The organism is Marinobacterium jannaschii DSM 6295 (genome assembly GCF_000620085.1).
Taxonomy (GTDB): Bacteria; Pseudomonadota; Gammaproteobacteria; order Pseudomonadales; family Balneatricaceae; genus Pontibacterium; species Pontibacterium jannaschii.
Genome location: NZ_JHVJ01000004.1, coordinates 100473 through 121504, shown reverse-complemented (window position 1 = coordinate 121504; position 21032 = coordinate 100473). Strand labels below are relative to the sequence as shown.

General features: G+C 54.6%; 17 protein-coding genes. 6 read left to right on the top strand and 11 right to left on the bottom strand.

The features are described 5' to 3' along the window. Positions 1-13 precede the first annotated feature (13 nt). From rsxA to Q354_RS0102230, 7 genes are all read right to left on the bottom strand, one after another. Entirely contained in the window at positions 14-595 is a 582-nt protein-coding gene (gene rsxA, locus Q354_RS0102260) for an electron transport complex subunit RsxA (protein ID WP_027856198.1), read from the bottom strand. A gap of 263 nt (positions 596-858) precedes the next feature. After that, complete coding sequence (gene cysN / locus Q354_RS0102255; protein WP_027856197.1) at positions 859-2586, bottom strand: sulfate adenylyltransferase subunit CysN; 1728 nt, start codon at positions 2584-2586, stop codon at positions 859-861. Between the two features lie 52 nt (positions 2587-2638). Then, a complete protein-coding gene (locus tag Q354_RS0102250) occupies positions 2639-2983 on the bottom strand; it encodes a four helix bundle protein (RefSeq protein ID WP_027856196.1) in 345 nt (114 codons plus the stop codon). Between the two features lie 80 nt (positions 2984-3063). Then, positions 3064-3981, bottom strand: coding sequence for a sulfate adenylyltransferase subunit CysD (gene cysD, locus Q354_RS0102245; protein ID WP_027856195.1), 918 nt, complete (start codon positions 3979-3981; stop codon positions 3064-3066). Positions 3982-4318: 337 nt separating this feature from the next. Further along, complete coding sequence (locus tag Q354_RS27140; protein ID WP_051559822.1) at positions 4319-5137, bottom strand: HvfC/BufC N-terminal domain-containing protein; 819 nt, start codon at positions 5135-5137, stop codon at positions 4319-4321. Further along, the gene (gene bufB / locus Q354_RS24300; RefSeq protein ID WP_084332441.1) at positions 5121-6125 is read right to left on the bottom strand and encodes an MNIO family bufferin maturase; all 1005 of its coding nucleotides are present in this window, start codon (positions 6123-6125) and stop codon (positions 5121-5123) included. The genes Q354_RS27140 and bufB overlap by 17 nt, the downstream gene beginning before the upstream one ends. 112 nt (positions 6126-6237) lie before the next feature. Further along, entirely contained in the window at positions 6238-8307 is a 2070-nt protein-coding gene (locus Q354_RS0102230; RefSeq protein WP_051559821.1) for a ferritin-like domain-containing protein, read from the bottom strand. A gap of 523 nt (positions 8308-8830) precedes the next feature. On the opposite strand from Q354_RS0102230, the gene Q354_RS0102225 reads away from it, so the two are divergent. The 6 genes from Q354_RS0102225 to Q354_RS0102200 all read left to right on the top strand — a co-directional run bounded on the left by Q354_RS0102225 (position 8831) and on the right by Q354_RS0102200 (position 15192). Then, positions 8831-9616, top strand: coding sequence for a sulfite exporter TauE/SafE family protein (locus tag Q354_RS0102225; protein ID WP_027856193.1), 786 nt, complete (start codon positions 8831-8833; stop codon positions 9614-9616). Between the two features lie 75 nt (positions 9617-9691). Continuing rightward, positions 9692-11347, top strand: a complete 1656-nt coding sequence (locus tag Q354_RS0102220; protein WP_027856192.1) for a nitrite/sulfite reductase — start codon at positions 9692-9694, stop codon at positions 11345-11347. Beyond that, complete coding sequence (locus Q354_RS0102215; RefSeq protein WP_027856191.1) at positions 11331-11810, top strand: DUF934 domain-containing protein; 480 nt, start codon at positions 11331-11333, stop codon at positions 11808-11810. Before Q354_RS0102220 ends, Q354_RS0102215 begins: the two co-directional genes overlap by 17 nt. 72 nt (positions 11811-11882) lie before the next feature. Further along, a complete protein-coding gene (locus Q354_RS0102210) occupies positions 11883-12506 on the top strand; it encodes a phosphoadenosine phosphosulfate reductase domain-containing protein (protein ID WP_027856190.1) in 624 nt (207 codons plus the stop codon). 244 nt (positions 12507-12750) lie between these two features. Continuing rightward, positions 12751-14181: a siroheme synthase CysG gene (gene cysG / locus Q354_RS0102205; RefSeq protein WP_027856189.1), complete on the top strand. Its 1431-nt coding sequence runs from the start codon at positions 12751-12753 to the stop codon at positions 14179-14181. A gap of 360 nt (positions 14182-14541) precedes the next feature. Next, on the top strand, positions 14542-15192 hold the full coding sequence (locus Q354_RS0102200) for an HAD family hydrolase (protein ID WP_027856188.1): 651 nt from the start codon (positions 14542-14544) through the stop codon (positions 15190-15192). Positions 15193-15525: 333 nt separating this feature from the next. On the opposite strand, the gene Q354_RS0102195 is transcribed toward Q354_RS0102200, so the two are convergent. From Q354_RS0102195 to nrdA, 4 genes are all read right to left on the bottom strand, one after another. Then, positions 15526-16524 (bottom strand): cysteine synthase A, encoded by a 999-nt coding sequence (locus Q354_RS0102195; RefSeq protein ID WP_027856187.1) that lies wholly within the window; start codon positions 16522-16524, stop codon positions 15526-15528. Between the two features lie 396 nt (positions 16525-16920). Further along, positions 16921-17187 carry a class I ribonucleotide reductase maintenance protein YfaE gene (gene yfaE, locus Q354_RS0102190; protein WP_027856186.1) on the bottom strand — a complete coding sequence of 89 codons (267 nt, stop codon included), beginning with the start codon at positions 17185-17187 and terminating at the stop codon, positions 16921-16923. 15 nt (positions 17188-17202) lie between these two features. Beyond that, positions 17203-18333: a class Ia ribonucleoside-diphosphate reductase subunit beta gene (nrdB, locus tag Q354_RS0102185; RefSeq protein ID WP_027856185.1), complete on the bottom strand. Its 1131-nt coding sequence runs from the start codon at positions 18331-18333 to the stop codon at positions 17203-17205. An 86-nt stretch (positions 18334-18419) separates the two neighbouring features. Continuing rightward, complete coding sequence (gene nrdA / locus Q354_RS0102180; protein WP_027856184.1) at positions 18420-20690, bottom strand: class 1a ribonucleoside-diphosphate reductase subunit alpha; 2271 nt, start codon at positions 20688-20690, stop codon at positions 18420-18422. Between the last annotated feature and the right edge of the window lie 342 nt (positions 20691-21032).

Here is a 21032-nt window from a genome sequence, read left to right as displayed (position 1 = left end):
CTCTGTCTCCGCCTCAGAACTGAACCAGTCCGGTAAAGCCCATAAACGCCAGCGACATCAGTCCGGCCGTCACCATACCGATCGCCGCGCCACGGAAAGGAGTGGGAACATCCGCCACTGCGACACGCTCACGAATCGCCGAAAACAGGATCAGCGCCAGCGAGAAGCCGACGGCAGCACCGAAGCCGTAAACGATAGAGTCGATAAAGTCATTGGTCTTTTTGATATTCAGCAGCGCCACGCCCAGCACCGCACAGTTGGTGGTGATCAATGGCAGGAAGATCCCCAGCACCTTGTAGAGCAGCGGGCTGGTCTTATGCACCACCATTTCGGTGAACTGTACCACCACGGCGATCACCAGGATGAAAGCGATGGTCTTGAGGTAGCCCAGACCCAGAGGGTCCAGCAGGTAGGTAAACACCAGGTAGCTGCAAACCGACGACAGTGTGAGGACAAAGGTGGTCGCCAGGGACATGCCCATAGCGGTTTCCAGTTTGTTGGAAACGCCCATAAAAGGACACAGGCCCAGAAACTGGACCAGGACGAAGTTGTTTACCAGCACCGTGCTGATCAGGATGAGGATATATTCCGTCATAACGTCCGCTGCAGCTACTCTGTGGAAACCGGAGCCCCGACAAAGTGATTAAATTAGAATTTGCTAAAGTTTACCGAAATCCGTTCCGATGAGTACAGAATCCTATTTGATCAAGCGCACTGTTTGCGCTTAAAAGCCTCTGAATAAAACGTGGGCGAAAAGTTCACCACGGTTTATGCAGAGGCTCTAATAACAGAGCGGCCTGAGGCCGCCCTGTTCTGTTCCGTGCAGCCCTTGAGGCTACCGGATTATCGCTGCCTGAATCAGATCAGGCTGTGTTCCGTCAGCAGCTCGACCACCGCCGTAACCTGCGCCGCTGCGCCCTGTTCCGGATCCAGACGCAGTTCTGCGTCGGCCCCACTCAGGGAAACATTGAACAGGTTCTCGCCCTGCAGTGCCTCGGCACTGTCGGCCAGTACCAGTAAGCCACTCTGGTTCAGCAACTGCGCCACCGGCAGCAGCTTATCACCCAGTTCGGCACCCAGCTGCGCCGGGTTCAGGACACTCACCGCACGGCCACGATCAAACAGGCGTTTTTCCAGGCTGTAGATCAGAGTGTCACGCTGGGCCTGCTCGCCACCGGAGATAACAACCGTCACGGCCTGCTGACCGTAACGACGTGCACGTTCGTCACTGCTGACCAGTGATTCTGTGGTGATCAGGCTGCTGTCGTCCAGCAACTGCTGGGAACCATCGTTGATGATCATGCCGGCAGCGACAGTCTGATTGCTCAGACGATCGACAATGATAAAGGAACCGGTGCCCTGATGTTGCTTGTAATCGTCAGCAATAATCGGACGCTCGACAGAGATTTCACAACGGGCGATCTCATTCAGTCCCAGTACCGCCGTCGCAGACTGCTCCAGGGTGTTGACATCAACCCGGTGACGGATTGCCGTCACGCTGCCTGCAACGCGGCTGGTCGAGAGTTTTACTTCATACTGACGGCCCGGCACCATCTCCTCTTCGCTCATCCAGACCACCATCGCATCGAAGCGGTTAGTGACCTCAGGCACATCGGAACTGTTGACCAGCAGGTCGCCACGGGAGATATCGATCTCGTCTTCCAGGGTCAGGGTCACAGACATCGGCGGATAGGCTTCTTCCAGCTCGCCATCGAAGGTCACGATCGATTTAACCTTGCTGGATTTGCCCGACGGCAGCACGGTGACTTCGTCACCGGGGCGTACGATACCAGATGTCAGGGTGCCACAGTAGCCACGAAAGTCTAAGTTCGGACGGTTTACATACTGGACCGGGAAACGCAGCGATTCAAAGTTATTATCGTTAGCGATTTCAACGGTTTCCAGCGTCTCCATCAGCGGCTTGCCCTGATACCACGGAGTGGATTCAGACAGGCTCACAACGTTGTCACCCTTGAGGGCCGACAGCGGTACAAACTGTATGTCCGGCAGGTCCAGATCCTTGGCAAACTCAAGGTAATCGGCCTTGATCTCTTCGAAGCGCTGCTCGCTGAAATCCACCAGGTCCATCTTATTGATAGCAACAACCGTATGTTTCAGACCCAGCAGCGAAACGATGTAGCTGTGTCGCTTAGTCTGAACCTGTACGCCGTGACGGGCATCGATCAGGATGATCGCCAGGTCACAGGTAGAGGCACCGGTCGCCATGTTACGGGTGTACTGCTCATGTCCCGGGGTATCCGCGATGATAAACTTACGCTTATCCGTCGAGAAGTAGCGGTACGCCACGTCGATGGTGATGCCCTGCTCACGCTCGGCCTGCAGGCCATCCACCAGCAACGCCAGATCCAGCTCTTCACCCGCATTACCGACACGGGCGTTATCCGCCTGGATAGACGCCAGCTGATCTTCATAGATCATCTTGGAATCGTGCAGCAGACGACCGATCAGGGTCGACTTACCATCATCCACACTACCGCAGGTCAGAAAACGCAGTAGCTCTTTATTCTCGTGCTGCTTCAGATACGCCTGAATATCACTGGCGATCAAATCACTCTGATGACTCATTGTTAAAAGCTCCGGGCTTTAAGCGCCAAGTGCTGAGCGGCCTGTGCCATCCTCAACACTCGCGAATCTTATTTAAGAGGGCATGCAACATGGCTGATATCTCGCGCGTCTCCTGAACAGAACTTTTCGCAATTCCCGGGGATAGATAACCGATACGTTCCCCAACCAGAATCTGAGTCCTGAGCTCAGCGCATGAGCCTTTTGCCACCCCTAAAAAGTAAACTTTTTCTTTATCCGTCAGTCTTTCCATGCCTTCAGCAATATTGCTCGGTATGGAAAGTGCTGATCTGGTTATCTGTTGCTTAAAGCCAAAGTCTTTCAGCTTGTCTGTTTGCTGATAGACGCTGCAGCAAAGCGTCATCGCTCGCTGCCAAACCACCAGGCGCTCGAAATCCATTTCTGCCTCCGCTTTCGCTCAAGCCAGCGTCCTGCTGGCTGCTACTGATTGCTTGCGGCTTTAAGCTAACAGCTATTTCGTTAGAAATAACCTTCCATCTTTTTCTTCTCCATGGAGCCGGAGCTGTCATGGTCGATGGCGCGCCCCTGGCGTTCGGAGGTGGTGGTCAGCAGCATCTCCTGGATGATCTCTGGCAGGGTTGCGGCTTCAGATTCCACCGCGCCGGTGAGCGGGTAGCAGCCCAGGGTACGGAAGCGGACGGATTTCATTTCCGGTACTTCGCCCTCTTCCAGTGGCAGACGCTCGTCGTCGACCATGATCTGCATACCGTCGCGCTCTACAACCGGACGCTCGGCGGAGAAGTACAGCGGCACGATGTCGATGTTTTCCAGGTAGATGTACTGCCAGATATCCAGCTCGGTCCAGTTGGACAGCGGGAATACACGGATGCTTTCACCCTGATCGATCTGGGTATTAAAGGTATTCCACAGTTCCGGACGCTGGTTTTTCGGATCCCAGCGGTGGTTCTTGTCACGGAATGAGAACACGCGCTCTTTGGCACGGGATTTCTCTTCGTCGCGACGGGCACCACCGAAAGCCGCATCGAACTTGTACTTATCCAGCGCCTGCTTCAGGCCCTGGGTTTTCATAATGTCAGTGTGCTTGGAAGAGCCATGAACAAAAGGACTGATGTTCATGTCTACGCCGTCCTGATTGATATGCACAATCAGGTCCATGCCGGCTTTCTCAGCCATCTTGTCGCGAAACTCGATCATTTCGCGGAATTTCCAGGTGGTATCCACATGCATCAGTGGAAACGGCGGCTTACCCGGATAAAAGGCTTTGCGCGCCAGGTGCAGCATCACCGAGGAATCCTTACCAATGGAGTAGAGCATTACCGGGTTTTCGAACTCGGAGGCTACCTCACGGATAATATGGATACTCTCAGCTTCGAGCTGCCGAAGATGGGTCAAGCGATGTTCCGGCAAGGAAGTCATTAGTCACACTCTTTCATTAATTAAAAAACGTATAGATCCGGGTGGTCGATCCGCCGAGGCGCCCGCCACCTCTTTTATCTGGCTACCGGAGTTCCTCTCTTTGGCCAAAGCGGCGATGGGGAACTTCCTGATGTTGCCGCGCATTATGACAAAGCAACCCATAAAACAAAAAAGAATAAATAGAAATTTATCTATTCTTTTTAGATATATTGAAAAATTATCGCGCACTCCCACCAGGCGGGCTCAGCATCGCTCCGAGCCACTGTTCGCGCACCTTAGAGGGGGAAGCTATATCAGAAATACCGCGTCTGAGGAGAGGGACGCTATGCCTGGAGGGTTAGTCTGCTAATGCTGCGGTCAGGGCTCCGGAGCCCAGTAACCCCGGCAGCCAGGTCACCAGCCGGGATATCAGCTCTCCTGCCGGCATCTGCAGGCGCTCACTGAGCTGGCTACACGGCTCAGACCAGCCTTCAACACCGTTACAGCTATGCATAAATTCCGCCTGCCAGGGTTGCAGCTCCATCAGCCGCACCCTATAGGCATGACGATAAACCAGTAAACACTGGCTCTTCAGCATCGGAAAAGCGACTGACTCACCCTTTTCAACCGCCTCAACACAAGGCACAAAGTCAAAATCAGCCGCCGTAACAAAGCTGGTATCAGGCAGCTCAAAACACCAGCCCGGTTGCATCAGCAACTGACTGGCATCCGGCGACTCTGCCCGGCTCTGCTCTGTCCCCAGCCCGCGGATACTCATCACCCTGCAGCGCTCCAGCTCGGCCAGTTGCTCGGGCATATAGAGCTGGGCAGGCAGTGGTGCAGCGCCAGCCTCAGGTGCCGGGCGGGTAGCACGGAGAAATGCCGGGAAGCCGGCTCCCAGATCAAACAAGGTATGTGATTCTGATGGCCTGGCATTCAGATAGCCAAGGGCAAACTGATCAAACAGCGCCGGTCCCAGTATTGCGCACAGGCAGGCGTACTCGGCCCTCATACACTCCAGCAGACGCAGGCGATAGCCTTCGGCATAAATCCCCAGCCGCTGCTCGGCGTTCAGCTGACCTGCGTCGGTGACCGCCTCCTGCAGATCGCGCGGGTCCAGCTGCAGGCGTATTACGGCGCGGCCAAACCAGTGTTGCAGCTCAGTCAGATTCAGCATAGGAAACCTGCAGGTTGTGATGAAGTGGGGTCGAGACAATCGCAGCATCAGGCTGATAGCCGTCGACCGGCGGGCTGTACTGCAGCTCCTCACCGGGCAGCTCACCCTCAAGGGCCAGCCGGGCCTTGTTTAGTTCCTCCAGCAGTAACGGAAACTCCGGAATGCTGGCATCCCATTCCAGCAAGGTTGAACACCCGGGGACATACTGCTGGGCCAGCTGATATAAACACCAGACCTGGCGGGGCACCTGCCGATCATGCGTATCAATAATATGAGTGCCACAGTGGGTCGGCCCGGCCAGATGCATCTGCACAATATGCTGATGAGGCAATGCCTTTATATAGGCCTCAGCGGAGAAACCATGATTAAACGCCGACACAAAGACATTGTTTACATCCAGCAGCAAGCCGCAGCCGGTCTCGTTACAAAGCTCAGTAATAAATTCCCATTCAGTCATACTGGAGCTGTTGAACTGCAGGTAGCTGCTGGGATTTTCCAGAATCAGCGGGCGTTGCAGAAAATCCTGCACCTGACAGACCCGTTCAGACAGATGGCGCAGGCTCTCTTCGTTGTAGGGCAGCGGTAACAGGTCATGGCTATTGACGCCGGCAACACCGGTCCAGCAGATATGATCGGACACCCAGGCAGGCTCGATCCTCTGGGCCAGTGCCTTCAGCCCGCGAAGGTAGTCCATATTCAGCGGATCGGTCGAGCCGATCGACATCGACACACCATGCATAACGACCGGGTAGCGCTCCCGTACCCGATCCAGCATGTACATGGCAAAGCCCTGATTATCCATAAAGTTTTCGCTGATGATCTCGAACCAGTCCAGCGGCTTTTCAAGCTCATCCTGCTGTGCCGGATTCAGATCGTTTTTCAGCAGCCATTCAAAGTGACAACTGCGCAGCCCGGCACCAAAGCCCAGGTCGGGCAAACCCGAGAGCCGCTCAGCCGGGACAGAAGGAACCGATAGAGTGTCATCCATAGCAAATCCTGCTGTGGGTAGAAGTAGAAGATAAAGTGCTGGCAGCGGCCAGGCAGCTGTCAGCACTTTAGACGCTTTCGCAGGCTAACGACCTGTGAGGTTTACACCATCATCAGGTAGAAGGTGGGAATACCAGGCGCAAGTCACTTGGTGCAGGTTTTTCAGGCAACGGCTCGACACCCTGGGCCTTCAGCACCTCGGTGTATGCCCGCCAGGCCACATCGTAAACCGGCTCTCCCTCGGTAAACGGCATGACCGCCAGCTTGTCATAGTTGTTTTCGGCATCTGACTTAAGATTAAACAACTGCATATTGCCGCCCTCAGGCAGCAGCTGGGACGCCGAAATCGGTACCGCACAGCCGCCCTTACCGCCACACTGATTGTCGGCCGGGGCGCTGAATACGCTATCAGTACCGCTGCCCCCACCCGAATGGCTGCAATTCCCGCCCGAGTAAGCGTCATGGACATAGCCACAGCCGCCTTCGCCGGCACAGCCATTGGAGCCCTTACAGGTGTGGTAAACGCCTTGTGTGGCGCAACTCTCCTGCCAGCTATTTATATCGAAGCTCATGCCCTGACAGGCATGGTTGGCCGGCACCTTACCTGGGCCCTGTGCTCCACCAGGCTGACGCGGATAAGCCCCCTTATCCAGCTCCGGCGTAAGACCAAATAACGCCCAACAGATAGCGATACGATCGCCGGAGCCGCCCATAGACGGATAGGGGAACGCCGTCGGGTTGTCACTGAAGTAATCGTTATAGTCCCAGTAGTCATTCAGGACCGTAGTGATCCCCGCAATCGAACCGGCAGCAACGTGGCTGAACGACAGATAGTTCTGCGACATATCCGTCTCTTTCAGTCGATTCATCGCGGCGGCAATATCTGCCGGGTCAGGAATATTTTCCTGAACCTCGTAGTCAGCCGTTTTCAGATCCTCGGCGCTCCAGCGATTTCCCTGCGCATGCCACTGTTGCCAGGTTGAAAATTCCGGCCTGGCCATCAACTCTTCAACGATCTGAAAACGTTCGTAGTGATCTTTGTCACCCCAGGTATAGCGTGCGTGTGCATCCGACGATTGTGGTAACTTGTTACCGTTCTGGTCATAGGATGGATAATCCTCGGTCAGTGCGGCGAAGTCCGGCTGATATTCACAATCGACGGCTCCAAGCAGTGTTGCCTGCAACGGCTGCGGTACCGGCTCAGGAATCACATCCAGCTTACCGCCCTCACCCTGATCGGTAATCCCGCTCATCAGGTTAAAGATCTGCTCTTTGGCTTCGCTCAGGTTACTGCTGGTGACTTTCAGCCCCCCCATCCGCGGGAACTCCTGGCAGGGGTGCCCGCCCTTGGCATCCTCGAGATTAAACAGATCCTGCTGGGCAGACTTATCGGTATAAACCGCTTCGAACAGGGTGCTGCCGTCGTCATAACTGATATTCAGGTAGGTCGCCAGGCACTGATACATATAAGAGATAGTACCGAACAGCGGCAGATCAGCCTCACTGCTGCCCTCAGTCCAGCCGGCAAAGGGAACGGCTGGGAAATATTTATCCTTCGCCGAATCACGGATAATCGCACAGGCATCGGCTTCCGGTTCCTCAATCGCTTTAAACAACGTGATGCGCTGTGCATCCAGCGGCCCCAGTTCAACCGTTAAGCCTTCCAGGGTAGTGTCATTAAAGTCGACGATATGAGGGATTGAAGTACAGTTCTTGCCATAGCAGATCCAGGCATCCGGGTAGGAGGTTCCCTGATCGTCAAAGCTTCCCTGCAAAAGGGGACTGGTAAAGGTCGGGAAATACCTGACCTTATCCCGGTCAACACCTTTGCTCAGTGCGGTAGATATATTAGCCGCCAGCTGAAGGTGTAACATCTCCTGGATGAATACGCTGAAAATGATGTTAAAGCAGGTTTCATTCGGCGTCTCACCGCTGCCTGACGTCGTCGCCATACCCGGCCACTGGCGTCCTTTATAAAATCCATGCTTGGTATTGATCTCATGCATTCCCTGAATGGAATACATCGCGGTCATATAGAGTGGAATGGTGAAGAGTTCAACATTAACAGCAGCCTGGCACAGCTGGCGCACAGCATTAATATCGGCGGGTTTATCGCTTAGTGGGCGATTTTTCAGGGTCGGTTGCTCTTGCAAGCGAAGGTCAGCTATTTGCTGGTAGTCCACGGCGTTCTCCTTATGCCTGATGGGCTTAGTTATTTTCGGGTATGGTATTCGCGGGAAATCCCCTTACCCTGCCGCCTGCTTACCTGCCAGATTTCATTGAGCAACAGCCTGGATGACTCCATCACCTCTACTGCAGTCAACCGACAACCCACGCACAGCAATCCACTGTAAATATAGCTCCATGTCCTGACCGGACCCCGAAGCAGACTCCAAAAAGCTAACATGGGCATCACATTCAATACAATCAGATTCCAGAACAAATTCCGATCTATAACACAATCAGAAATAAGTGCCTTTCCGGACCGGATCTGACCTCACGTCGCTGCCGCTATCAAACCGAATTCAACTCAAACCGCCCCGCCCTCAGTCCCGACAACAACAGCACAGAAGACAGCTTCAGCGCTGGCATTCGTCAGGCACCAACAACAAAACAAAAAGGAATAATAAAAGTTCTAAATATTATTTTGAGTTATATGCAACAGTCTCTAAACTCCGTCGTCATTAACTTATGACAGGTAGATCAATGGAATTCGCGTATAGCTTCGCAGGACTGGTAGTCGGATTTATCGTCGGCCTTACGGGCATCGGCGGTGGAGCCCTGATGACACCGATCCTGATCGTTATATTCGGCATTCCGCCGGTTGCCGCGGTCAGTACTGACCTTTTGTATGCCGCTATTACTAAATGTGGCGGTATCTGGTCTTACGCCCGCAAGCAGCTGGTGCAGTACCGCATCGTCGTGCTGCTGCTGGCAGGCAGTATTCCGGGCAGCCTGATAACCCTGAATTACCTGAAAGGCCTGGAAGCGCTGGAACAGATTGAGCACCTGATGAACCTGACTCTGGGTGTCTCACTGGTACTGACCTCCATTGCGGTCTTTCTGCGCAACCAGATTCGTGATTACGCAGCCAGTATGCAGGATCACCCGCTTGCAGCTAAGGCACGTCGAGTGCGCCCGGCAATTACCGTGGCCACCGGCTTCCTGCTGGGCGGACTGGTCACATTGTCGTCTGTCGGCGCCGGCGCTCTGGGTACAGCACTACTGATCGTGCTCTACCCGCGCCTGAGCATGCAGCAGATTGTCGGTACCGACCTGCTCCATGCCGTAGTGCTTACCGGTATTGCCGGTGCAGGCCACTACACTATGGGCAATGTGGACCTGACCTTGCTGGCATATCTGCTAATCGGTTCTCTGCCGGGAGTCTTCCTCGGCAGCCATATCGGCGCACGCCTTTCTCCGAAGGTGATGCAGCCGATTATGGGCTCTATTTTGTTAGCCATCGGCCTGAGATTTGTGCTGGCGGGTTAATCCGCAAAACAGTCTCGTGAATCCAATAATTAGGTGAGGTGAGCAGATCACTCTGTGATCTGAGAGGTTTTAGCCATGTATCAATACAACGAAGTCGACCAGAAACTGGTAGATGAGCGTGTCGAGCAATATCGTGATCAGACACGTCGCTATTTGGCCGGCGAACTGCCGGAAGATGAATTCCTGGCCCTGCGCCTGATGAACGGCCTGTACGTACAGCGCCACGCACCTATGCTGCGTGTCGCTATCCCCTACGGCCTGATGAACTCAGCACAGCTGCGTAAACTGGCTCACGTTGCCCGTAAGTACGACCGCGGCTACGGTCACTTTACCACCCGTACTAACCTGCAGCTGAACTGGCCGAAGCTGGAGGAAGTACCTGATATTCTGGCGGAGCTGGCTGAAGTCCAGCTGCATGCTATCCAGACTTCCGGAAACTGTATCCGAAATACAACGACCGACCACCTGGCAGGCGTTAACGTGGACGAGATAGAAGATCCACGTCCGTACTGCGAAATCATCCGTCAGTGGTCTACACTGCATCCGGAATTCGCCTTCCTGCCACGTAAGTTCAAAATCGCTGTGACAGGCGGTCCACAGGACCGGGCTGCATCCCAGGTGCATGACATTGGTCTGCACATCGTCCGCAACGAAGCCGGGGACGTAGGCTTTGAAGTGCTGGTCGGTGGTGGCCTGGGACGTACTCCGGTCATTGGCAAGCAGATCCGTGAGTTCCTGCCTAAGGAGGATCTGCTCTCCTTTCTTGAAGCGATCATTCGCGTCTACAACCTGAATGGCCGCCGTGACAACAAGTACAAAGCCCGTATCAAGATCCTGGTACAGGCAATGGGCATCGATAAGTTCCGTGAGCTGGTTGAAGCCGAATGGGCCGAGATCCGCGACAGCGAACTAAAGCTGCCAGAAACTGAGATCAGCCGCGTACAGAATTTCTTCAAACCATTTGAGTACGACAGCAATGCAGCCGATGATGCGGTTGATACCCTGCTGGCGGAAAACAACGACTTCCGCGTCTGGTACGAACGTAACACCGTGGCCCATAAAGTCAGCGGCTACCGCGTCGTGGTGGTATCCCTGAAGCCGTACCTTAAGCCTGCTGGTGATATGACTTCCGAGCAGATGGAAGCAGTAGCAGACCTGGCTGAAAGCTACAGCTTTGGTGAGATCCGCGGCACCCACAACCAGAACCTGGTACTGGCTGACGTGAAGAAATCTGACCTGCTGGCGGTATGGCAGGTACTGGCCGACAACAACCTGGCGCGCCCGAATATCGGCACACTGGCGGATATGACAGTTTGCCCGGGCGGCGATTTCTGCGCCCTAGCCAACGCCAAGACCCTGAGTGTAGCCGACCGTATCAATGAGAAGTTTGAAGATCTGGACTACCTCTACGATCTGGGCGACATCAAGCTGAACTTCTCCGGCTGTATCAACGCCTGCGCCCACCACCATGTCGGTAATATCGGCCTGCTGGGTGTGGATAAGAAAGGCGAAGACTGGTACCAGATTACCCTGGGAGGCCGTGACGACGAACAGGCGGCACTGGGTAAGGTCCTCGGTAAAGCGGTGTCCGCGGAAGAGGTTCCGAATGTTCTGGAGAAAGTCCTCAACGTTTACGTCGAGCATCGCAATGAAGGCGAGAGCTTTATCGACACCTTCCAGCGCATTGGCCTGGCCACCTTTAAGGAGAACGTAAATGCCACTGCTCATTAATCGCCAGCCGGCTGCCAACGACAGCTGGACTCTGGTCAACGAAGAAACTCTGAGCAGCACCGGCGGTGACATTATCGTGCCTCTGGCGCTGCTGGAAGCCAACGCCGACAGCCTGCAAGATCGCAAAGGTCGCGTTGCGGTGCAGATCAACGGTGACGATAATATCGACGCCCTGCTGGAAAACCCAAACCAGTATGAGCTGATCGCCATCGACTTTCCGGTGTTCCGTGACGGTCGTGGCTTCAGCCTCGCCCGGCTGCTGAAACGCGCCGGTTTCGAAGGCCAGATCCGCGCGACCGGCGATGTTGCCCATGACCGCCTGACCTTTATGGAACGTTGTGGCTTCAACGCCTTCGAGATCAGCGAAGAGCGTTACAGTGACGAGAGTCTGGCGGTCTTTACCGAGGTCAGCGTACGCTACCAGGGTGCCGCCGACGACCCGCGTCCGGTTTACCACCGGTAAGAACCCCGAAAGCCCGGTCTCAGTACCGGGCTTTGCGCACTCAACAGAGTGCAGGATTAGAGAGAGGAAACGATGAGCATCGATCTGACAGCAGCCAATACAGAGCTGAACGATAAGACCCCGCAAGAGATAATCGCCTGGGCCCTGAGCCAGTCCGACAAGCCGCTGGTGACCACCAACTTCCGTCCCTACGAGTCGGTGATCCTGCATATGGCCGCTCAGGTTAAGCCTGACATTCAGGTGCTCTGGGTAGACTCCGGCTACAACACCTCTGCGACCTACCGCTTCGCTGAAAAGCTGATTCAGGACCTGAACCTGAATGTCGTGACCTACATCCCTGAAATGACTGCCGCACGCCGCAATGTGCTGATGAAAGGCATTCCTGACGTGGATGACGCACTGCATGCGGAGTTCACCCGCCAGGTGAAACTGGAGCCATTCCAGCGCGCCCTGTCAGAGCTGAAGCCGGACCTGTGGCTGAATGCCATCCGTAAGGATCAGACCGAGTTCCGTCAGAGCATGGATATCGTCAGCGCCAGCAAAGATGGCATCATCAAAGTGGCACCTCTGTACAACCTGACTGAAGCTGACCTGGATGCTTACCTGGCAGAGCACAACCTGCCAAACGAGCATGATTATTTCGATCCTACCAAAGCGATCGAAACCCGCGAATGCGGCCTGCACACTCAGCTGTAATATCCTGACTCAGCACTGAGTCCTGCTGGCACGCGCCCTGCGTGCCAGCGATATCCCGAGCAACGGCGCTCAACCATCAGACTTCCGGGAATACGCCTGGCCGCCAACCGGTTTGAGCACAGAACGCCCGTTTCCTCACCGCTTCTGCCACTCTGCCACCCGGCCCGCAGCCAAGGGGACTTGGCAGGCTATTCCCTGATAAACTTATGCCTATTGGCATTATCAGTACGGCAGGAGATACGCTGTGGATTATTTACCACTCTTTTTTGATATCAAAGACAAACCGGTATTACTGGTCGGCGGCGGCAATATCGCCCTGCGTAAAGCCCGTTTGCTCGTTCGCTCCGGCGCCACACTGACGGTTATCGCCCACGAGATTCACACGGAACTGAAACAGCTGCTGGACCAGCACAACGGCCAGGCGCTGATTGGTGAATACCACCCCGGCCTGCTGGATGAGAAACTGCTGGTAGTTGCCGCCACCGATGACGATGAGCTACATAAGCGTATCCACTTCGATGCCACTGAGCGCCATATCGCGATCAATGTGGTCGATAGCCCGGCGCTCTGTACCTTTATCTTCCCGGCCATCGTCGACCGTTCTCCGATCGTCATCGGCATCTCCTCCGGCGGCAAAGCCCCGGTCCTGGCCCGCATGTTGCGCGCCAAGCTGGAGAGTATTATCCCCAACGGCTACAGCACCCTGGGCCAGCTGGTCGGCCGCTTCCGTAACAAGGTTAAGGCACGCTTCAGCACGGTCGACCAGCGACGCATGTTCTGGGAGCACGTCATCCAGGGCCAGGTAGCCGAAAAAGTCCTCTCAGGGCGTGTTGAGGATGCAGAGCAGTTGCTGCAGGAAAAACTGAATCATCAGGACCCGGAAAAGCAGGTCGGCGAGGTCTATCTGGTCGGTGCCGGTCCCGGCGACCCGGAGCTGCTGACCTTTAAGGCGCTGCGCCTGATGCAACAGGCTGACGTGGTGCTCTACGACGCCCTGGTTTCTCCCCAGGTGCTGGATCTCTGCCGCCGCGATGCCGATATGGTGTTTGTCGGCAAACAACGTGACAACCACAGCGTGCCACAGGAAGGGATCAACGAACTGCTGGTGCAGCACGCCCTGCAGGGCAAGCGCGTGGTGCGTCTGAAAGGAGGCGACCCCTTTATCTTTGGCCGGGGCGGCGAAGAGCTGGAGAAGCTCAAAGAACACGGCATTGCGTTCCAGGTGGTGCCGGGTATTACCGCAGCCAGTGCCTGCTCCACCTATGCCGGCATCCCGCTGACCCACCGCCACTATGCCCAGTCAGTAAAGTTTGTTACCGGCCAGCTGAAGAACCGTACCAGCGACCTGAACTACGCCGAACTGGTACACCCGAACCAGACCATTGTCTTCTACATGGGCCTGCACAGCCTGCCATGCCTGTCTGAGCAGCTGATCAAACACGGCAAGCCTGCCAGCACCCCGGCGGCAATTGTCAGCCGCGGCACCCGTGCCGATCAGCAGGTATTAACCGGAACCCTGGCAAACCTGGCCGAACGTCAGGCCGAAGCACAGCTCCCGGCACCCGCCCTGATCATTGTCGGTGAAGTGGTCGGGCTGCATCAGGATCTGGCCTGGTTTGGCGAGCAGCTGCTGAGTGAGGGCAACCACAGCCTGATTCAACAACCCGAGGCCTGATCAGTCACCTGTTCTGGGGGCCTCATGCCCCCAGAATTTCTAATCCCGCTACACACCAACCCTATCACCAGATTCCCGGTGGCTCAGGGCAAGAAAACGATCACAAGCACCTTCACTGCATTTCCCTGCCATATATCGGCCTTAGAAGGTAATTTACCGATGCTTTAGCCACTTTTACCTGGCATTAGCAGACAACTGTCCGGAATTACTTTTACTAACAACCGATGTCCGGCGTGCGTGGCAAAATCCTGCAATCAATCAGCAACACTCAACAGACAGACTGGGCAACTTTCAAAGATTACGGATTCGCAGCCTTACCACTGCACCCGTAAGTGACAGGAATTTGTGACAGGATTTTTTATGCCCCTCGCGCTGTTTGATCTCGACGACACCCTGCTGAAAGGCGACTGCTCCTCCCTCTGGCACCACTATATGGTCGATCAGGGCCTGACCGACGATCCCGATTTTCTCAAGACGGATAAAGCCCTGCAGGATGCCTACCATGCCGGCCTGCTCGATATGGAATCCTATATGGCATTCCACCTGAGCCCCTTTAAAGGTAAGAAATGGTCACAGATACAGCAGATGGTGGAGCCCTTTGTCGATCAGGTGATCGAGCCAATTATCTATCCCCAGGCCCGCCAGCTGCTGAAGGACCTGAAGAACGACGGCTATCAGATCATGATTATCTCTGCCTCGGCAGAGCAACTGGTTGATCCCATCGCCCGCCGCCTCGGAGTCGAGCAGCAGCTTTCCGTGCTGATGGAATTTGAGCAGGGTATCCACACAGGCCGCACGCGCGATGTGATGACCTTCAGGGAGGGAAAAGTCCTGCGACTGCAGCGCTGGCTGGAACAGCATCAGGCAACCCTGGCAGGCTCCCGCTTCTACTCAGACTCACATAATGACCTGCCATTGCTGGAGATGGTTGACGTACCTGTGGCAACCAACCCCGACAGCCAACTCACCCGGCATGCCACTGCGCGAGGCTGGCAACAGCTGAACTGGTAAAACCTGACCGCTTTCAGGCGACCTCCAGCCCTGTGGCTGCAGGGATGTAATCCCCGGAGGTCGCCGCTTTAGGCCTGAACACAGTTACCCCCAAAATCTGTGAATAACTCTGGTGATAAACATCATCCGGTGTCACAAAGCCCCCGCGACAGCTGGGTGTAGCTTAATTTGGTTATTTTGCAAACAACAATCTATCTTGCTGATTTTGCTAAGTTAGCGCGATCTATCCACACTGACTGTCATCTAATAGTCAAGAATAATTATGTATTTCAGCCCTACTGGTCTGACCCCCGCCAGCGACAACAAACAACACCCCTGGTCAATAGTTATCCACTACAACCAGCCCGGCTCAGGTAACCCCTTGATTTTAAGGAAGGCCGGGTTAAACAGCTTACTCTGATAACGATTCCCCTGATCACAGAGTACCGTCACAATGGTATGGCCCGGGCCAAGCTGTTGTGCCACCCTCACCGCCCCCGCAATATTGATCCCGCTGGAGCCGCCCAGGCAGAAACCATCCTTCTGCAGCAGATCAAAGACATAGGGCAGCGCTTCCTCATCCGGTATTTCAAAGGCACCGTCGACCTCCAGCCCCTCAAGGTTGGCCGTTACCCGGCTCTGACCGATACCCTCCATTACTGAACTGCCTTCGGCTTTCAGCGAGCCTTCGGTGTAATAACGATAGAGTGATGCCCCCACCGGGTCACTCAGAAAGATCTTTGTCTGCGGATGCTTCTCCCGCAACGCCTGCGCCACACCGGCCAACGTGCCGCCGGTGCCCACAGCACAGCAGAAGGCATCTACCAGCCCGCCGGTCTGATGCCAGATTTCATGGCCGGTGGTTTCATAGTGGATCTGCCGGTTGGCGACGTTATCAAACTGATTTGCCCAGATCACGTTCCCGGACTCCTGACTGCTGTACTCTTCCGCCAGCCGCTGTGAAACCTTGGTGTAGTGGTTTTCATCGGCATAGGGCACGGCAGGCACCAGGACCAGTTCGGCACCATAGAGGCGCAGCATATCGATCTTCTCCTGACTCTGGGTGTCAGGCATCACGATAGTGCAGCGGTAACCCAGTGCATTCGCCACCAATGTCAGGCCGATACCGGTGTTACCGGCCGTCCCTTCGACGATACGTCCACCGGGCGCCAGCTGCCCTCCGGCGATGGCATCGCGGACAATCCCCCAGGCGGTACGGTCTTTCACCGAGCCGCCCGGATTCATAAACTCAGCCTTCCCCAGAATATGGCAGCCGGTCTGCTCAGACAGGCGGTCAAGATGCAGCAGTGGCGTATTACCGATCAGCTCGATCAGTGCAGGATTGGCGGTCATCACAGCCTCCGAAAAATACAATGCGATATCACGGAAATTCTTCAACCTGGGCACGAAATTCAGCTTGATTTTTCGCCCACGGCTAGAAGTATGGCACAACGATGACAACCGGTGTGCTTACCCACACATTCTGTGGATAAGTTGGTGAATAGTTTTTGGGTATATAGCTAAGGCGCCCTGTTAAAGGGGCCTTCAGCGAATTGTTCATTATTTATACAGACACAATTTAGTCTTTATTTTTCAATAAGTTAAACAATGCAATAGGCTGGAATCAGGAAAATGACTGGGTTAGTACTCAGTAACGCTGCAAGGCGGTATTTACTGTGCAAAAGAAATAGCCAGGCACAAAAAAACCTCCCTTTTTCAAGGGAGGTTTATAGGAATACTCACAGCTGTTCAGTCTTCGGGAATCTCAATCTCTATATGGCTTTGCGGGATACAACAGCAGGTCAGTATCTCGTCATCGGCCAGGTCAACCAGGCTATCCTGTACATACTTCACCTCCCCTTCCAGCAACCGCACTTTGCAACAGCCACAGTAACCGCCGCGACAGTTGTAGGGTGCCGGAATCTGCTGGGACTCAAGCGCATCCAGCAGAGTCGGCTCGTACTGGTAGTAGAAGGTGTGATGCAGATTGACTTTGACGCGTGGAATACCTGACATGCAGCGCTGTTCCTTTTATAGATCAAACCCGTCGAAATCAGACTCGTCCACCTCGTTGTCGATCTGACCAACCAGATAAGAGCTGATTTCCGCTTCCTGCGGTGCTACCTGAACATTGTCACTCACCAGCCATGCATTCATCCATGGCAGCGGATTCTGACGGCTCGGGAAAATCTCATCGAAGCCCAGCGCCTTGATACGGACGTTGGTGATGTACTCAACGTAATCGCTCAGGATCTGGGCATTCAGACCGATCATAGAGCCTTCGCTGAACAGATAGTGCGCCCAGTCCTTCTCCTGCTGCGCTGCTTCGCGGAAGATGCGGATCACATCATCCTTGCAGGCCGCAGCAATCTCCTTCATCTCTGGGTCATCGCTGCCGGAGGCCATGATATTCAGCATATGCTGAGTACCGGTCAGGTGCAGCGCCTCATCACGGGCGATCAGCTTGATGATCTTGGCATTGCCTTCCATGATCGCGCGTTCAGCAAAGGCGAAGGAGCAGGCAAAGCTGACATAGAAACGGATCGCTTCCAGTACGTTGACCGACACCAGCGTCAGGTAGAGCTTGGTCTTCAGGTTGCGCATGGTCGTGTCATAGACCTTACCATCCACGGTATGGATACCTTCACCATGTATGGTGTAGACGTTCACCAGCGCAATAAACTGGTCGTACAGTGAAGTCACTGCGTCCGCCCGCTTGATGATCTCTTCGTTAGTCACGATCTGATCAAACACTTCGGACGGTTCAGTGATGATATTACGGATGATATGGGTATAAGAACGGCTGTGAATCGTCTCACTGAAGGCCCAGGTCTCAAACCAGGTCTCCAGCTCCGGCAGGGAGACCACCGGCAGGAAGGCAACGTTTGGCGAACGTCCCTGCACAGAGTCCAGCAGCGTCTGGTATTTCAGGTTACTGAGAAAGATATGCTTCTCATGTTCCGGCATCTGGGCAAAGTCTTTGCGGTCAGTGCTCAGGTCCACCTCTTCCGGACGCCAGAAGAAGGACAGCTGCTTCTCAATCAGCTTTTCAAAAATCGGGTATTTCTGCTTGTCGTAACGGGCAACGTTAACGTGACGGCCAAAAAACATTGGCTCTTTGGTCGCATCGTGGGTGCTGTGACTAAACGTGGTGTACGTCATGACGCTGGTAATTACCGCTATATAAGAGAGTTGCTATCACGGCTGCCGGGATCGGCAGCCGCGTATTCAGAATGATCCGAAGTGGATCAGAGCTTGCAGGCACCGCCTTCGCAGCCACCGCCCAGATCATCCTGCTTGTCGGATGCACCATCACGGGTATTGTGGTAGTACAGTGTCTTGAGGCCTAGCTTGTAGGAGGACAACAGGTCCTGCAGCAGGGTTTTCATCGGAACCTTATCACCCGGGAACTTACCTGGATCGTAGTTGGTATTGGCAGAGATCGCCTGATCGACAAACTTCTGCATGATACCGACCAGCTGCAGGTAACCGCTGTTATTCGGGATATCCCACAACAGTTCGTACTGCGCTTTCAGTTCAGTGTAGTCCGGCACCACCTGCTTCATGATACCGTCCTTGCTCGCCTTCACCGAAACGAAGCCACGTGGCGGCTCGATACCGTTGGTGGAGTTGGTGATCTGAGAGGAGGTCTCACATGGCATCAGCGCCGTCAGGGTACTGTTGCGCAGGCCGAATTCACGGATATCTTCGCGCAGGGTTTCCCAGAAGTGATGCAGCGGTTCAGCACAGACATCATCCAGATCGCGCTTATAAGTGTCGATCGGCAGCAGGCCCTTAGCGTAGGTGGTTTCGTCAAACTTCGGACAAGCACCACGCTCTTTCGCCAGCTGGTTGGAGGCTTTCAGCAGGTAATACTGAATCGATTCAAAGGTCCGGTGCACCAGGCCATTGGCTGAGCCATCGGAGTAACGCACACCGTTCTTCGCCAGGTAGTAGGCAAAGTTAGTCACGCCGACACCCAGGGTACGACGCGCCATCGTAGCGTTGTAGGCGGCCGGAATCGGATAGTCCTGATAATCCAGCAGGCTATCCAGTGCACGTACGATCAGGTCAGCCAGGTTTTCCAGCTCATCCAGATTTTCCAGTGCACCGAGGTTAAAGGCAGACAGGGTGCAGAGCGCGATCTCGCCATCCGGATCGTTGACATCCTTCAGCGGCTTGGTCGGCAGGGCAATCTCCAGACAGAGGTTGGACTGCTTCACCGGTGCGACAGCCGGATCGAACGGGCTGTGGGTATTACAGTGATCGACGTTCTGGATATAGATACGACCGGTCTGGGCACGCTCCGCTGCCAGCAGACCAAACAGCTCTACCGCCTTAATCGTCTTCTTGCGGATGCTGTCATCCTGCTCGTACTTCAGGTACAGGCGCTCAAACTCATCCTGATCGGCAAAGAACGCATCGTACAGGCCCGGCACTTCATGCGGGCTGAACAGGGTAATATCGCCACCTTTGATCAGGCGGGTATACATCATCTTATTCAGCTGGACGCCGTAGTCGATGTGACGCACGCGGTTCTCTTCGACACCACGGTTGTTCTTCAATACCAGCAGGGATTCAACTTCCAGGTGCCACAATGGGTAGAACAGTGTCGCGGCACCGCCACGCACACCACCCTGCGAGCAGGACTTAACCGCTGTCTGGAAGTGCTTGTAGAACGGGATACAACCGGTGTGGAAAGCCTCACCGTTACGGATCGGGCTACCCAGGGCCCGGATACGGCCTGCGTTGATACCGATACCGGCGCGCTGGGATACGTATTTCACGATGGATGCCGCAGTGGCATTGATCGAGTCCAGGCTGTCATCGGTTTCAATCAGCACGCAGGAGCTGAACTGACGGGTTGGCGTGCGCACACCGGCCATGATCGGCGTCGGCAGCGACAGCTTAAACAGCGAGCAGGCATCATAGAAGCGCTTGACGTATTCCAGCCGGGAGGCCTTGTCATAGCTGGCAAACAGGCAGGCGGATACCAGCATATAGAGAATCTGCGGGCTCTCGTACACTTCACCGGTGACACGGTTCTGAACCAGATACTTGCCTTCCAGCTGCTTAACCGCAGCATAGGAGAAGTTCATATCGCGATTGTGATCGAGATAGCCGTTCAGCTCATCCCACTCGGCTTCGCTGTAGTCTTCCAGCAGGTGGTTGTCGTAACGGCCCTGCGACACCATTTTACCGACATGGTCATACAGGCGAGGCGGCTCGAAGGTACCGAAGGCGCGCTTACGCAGGTGGAAGATCGCCAGACGGGCAGCCAGATACTGGTAGTCAGGCGCTTCCTCAGAAATAAGGTCGGCAGCAGATTTAATCAGCGTCTCATGGATATCGGAGGTTCTGATTCCTTCGTAAAACTGCAGGTGAGCTTTAAGCTCCACTTCGGACGGTGAAACCGCATCCAGCCCGTCTGCGGCCCAGATGACAACCCGGTGAATTTTTTCCAGGTCAATATTTTCGCGACGACCATCCCTCTTCGTTACCAACAGATCTTGCTGCATGAAACCCATCCACCAACGTTTATCGTCTAATAATTAACCGAACTGCAAAACCGGCAGAATACTTTAAGAAAATACTTGCCAAAACCGAATTAATTCGCTTTGAAATCTGTACAAATAACACACAGATACACTACATATTGTAGCTCGATCGTTAATTGCGCCTAAATATAGTTTTCTGTCGTTTAATTTCAATATTGATTTGCTGCCTTATCTGTGTAGGCCAAAGGTAGTAACCTGAGCCAGCGCAGGCGATTACTGGCTTCCTGTCTCTGGCAGGCCTTAAAGAATTATTTTCACCCTCCCCTTCAAATCCATTCCTAACATTCATTTAAAAAAATGTAG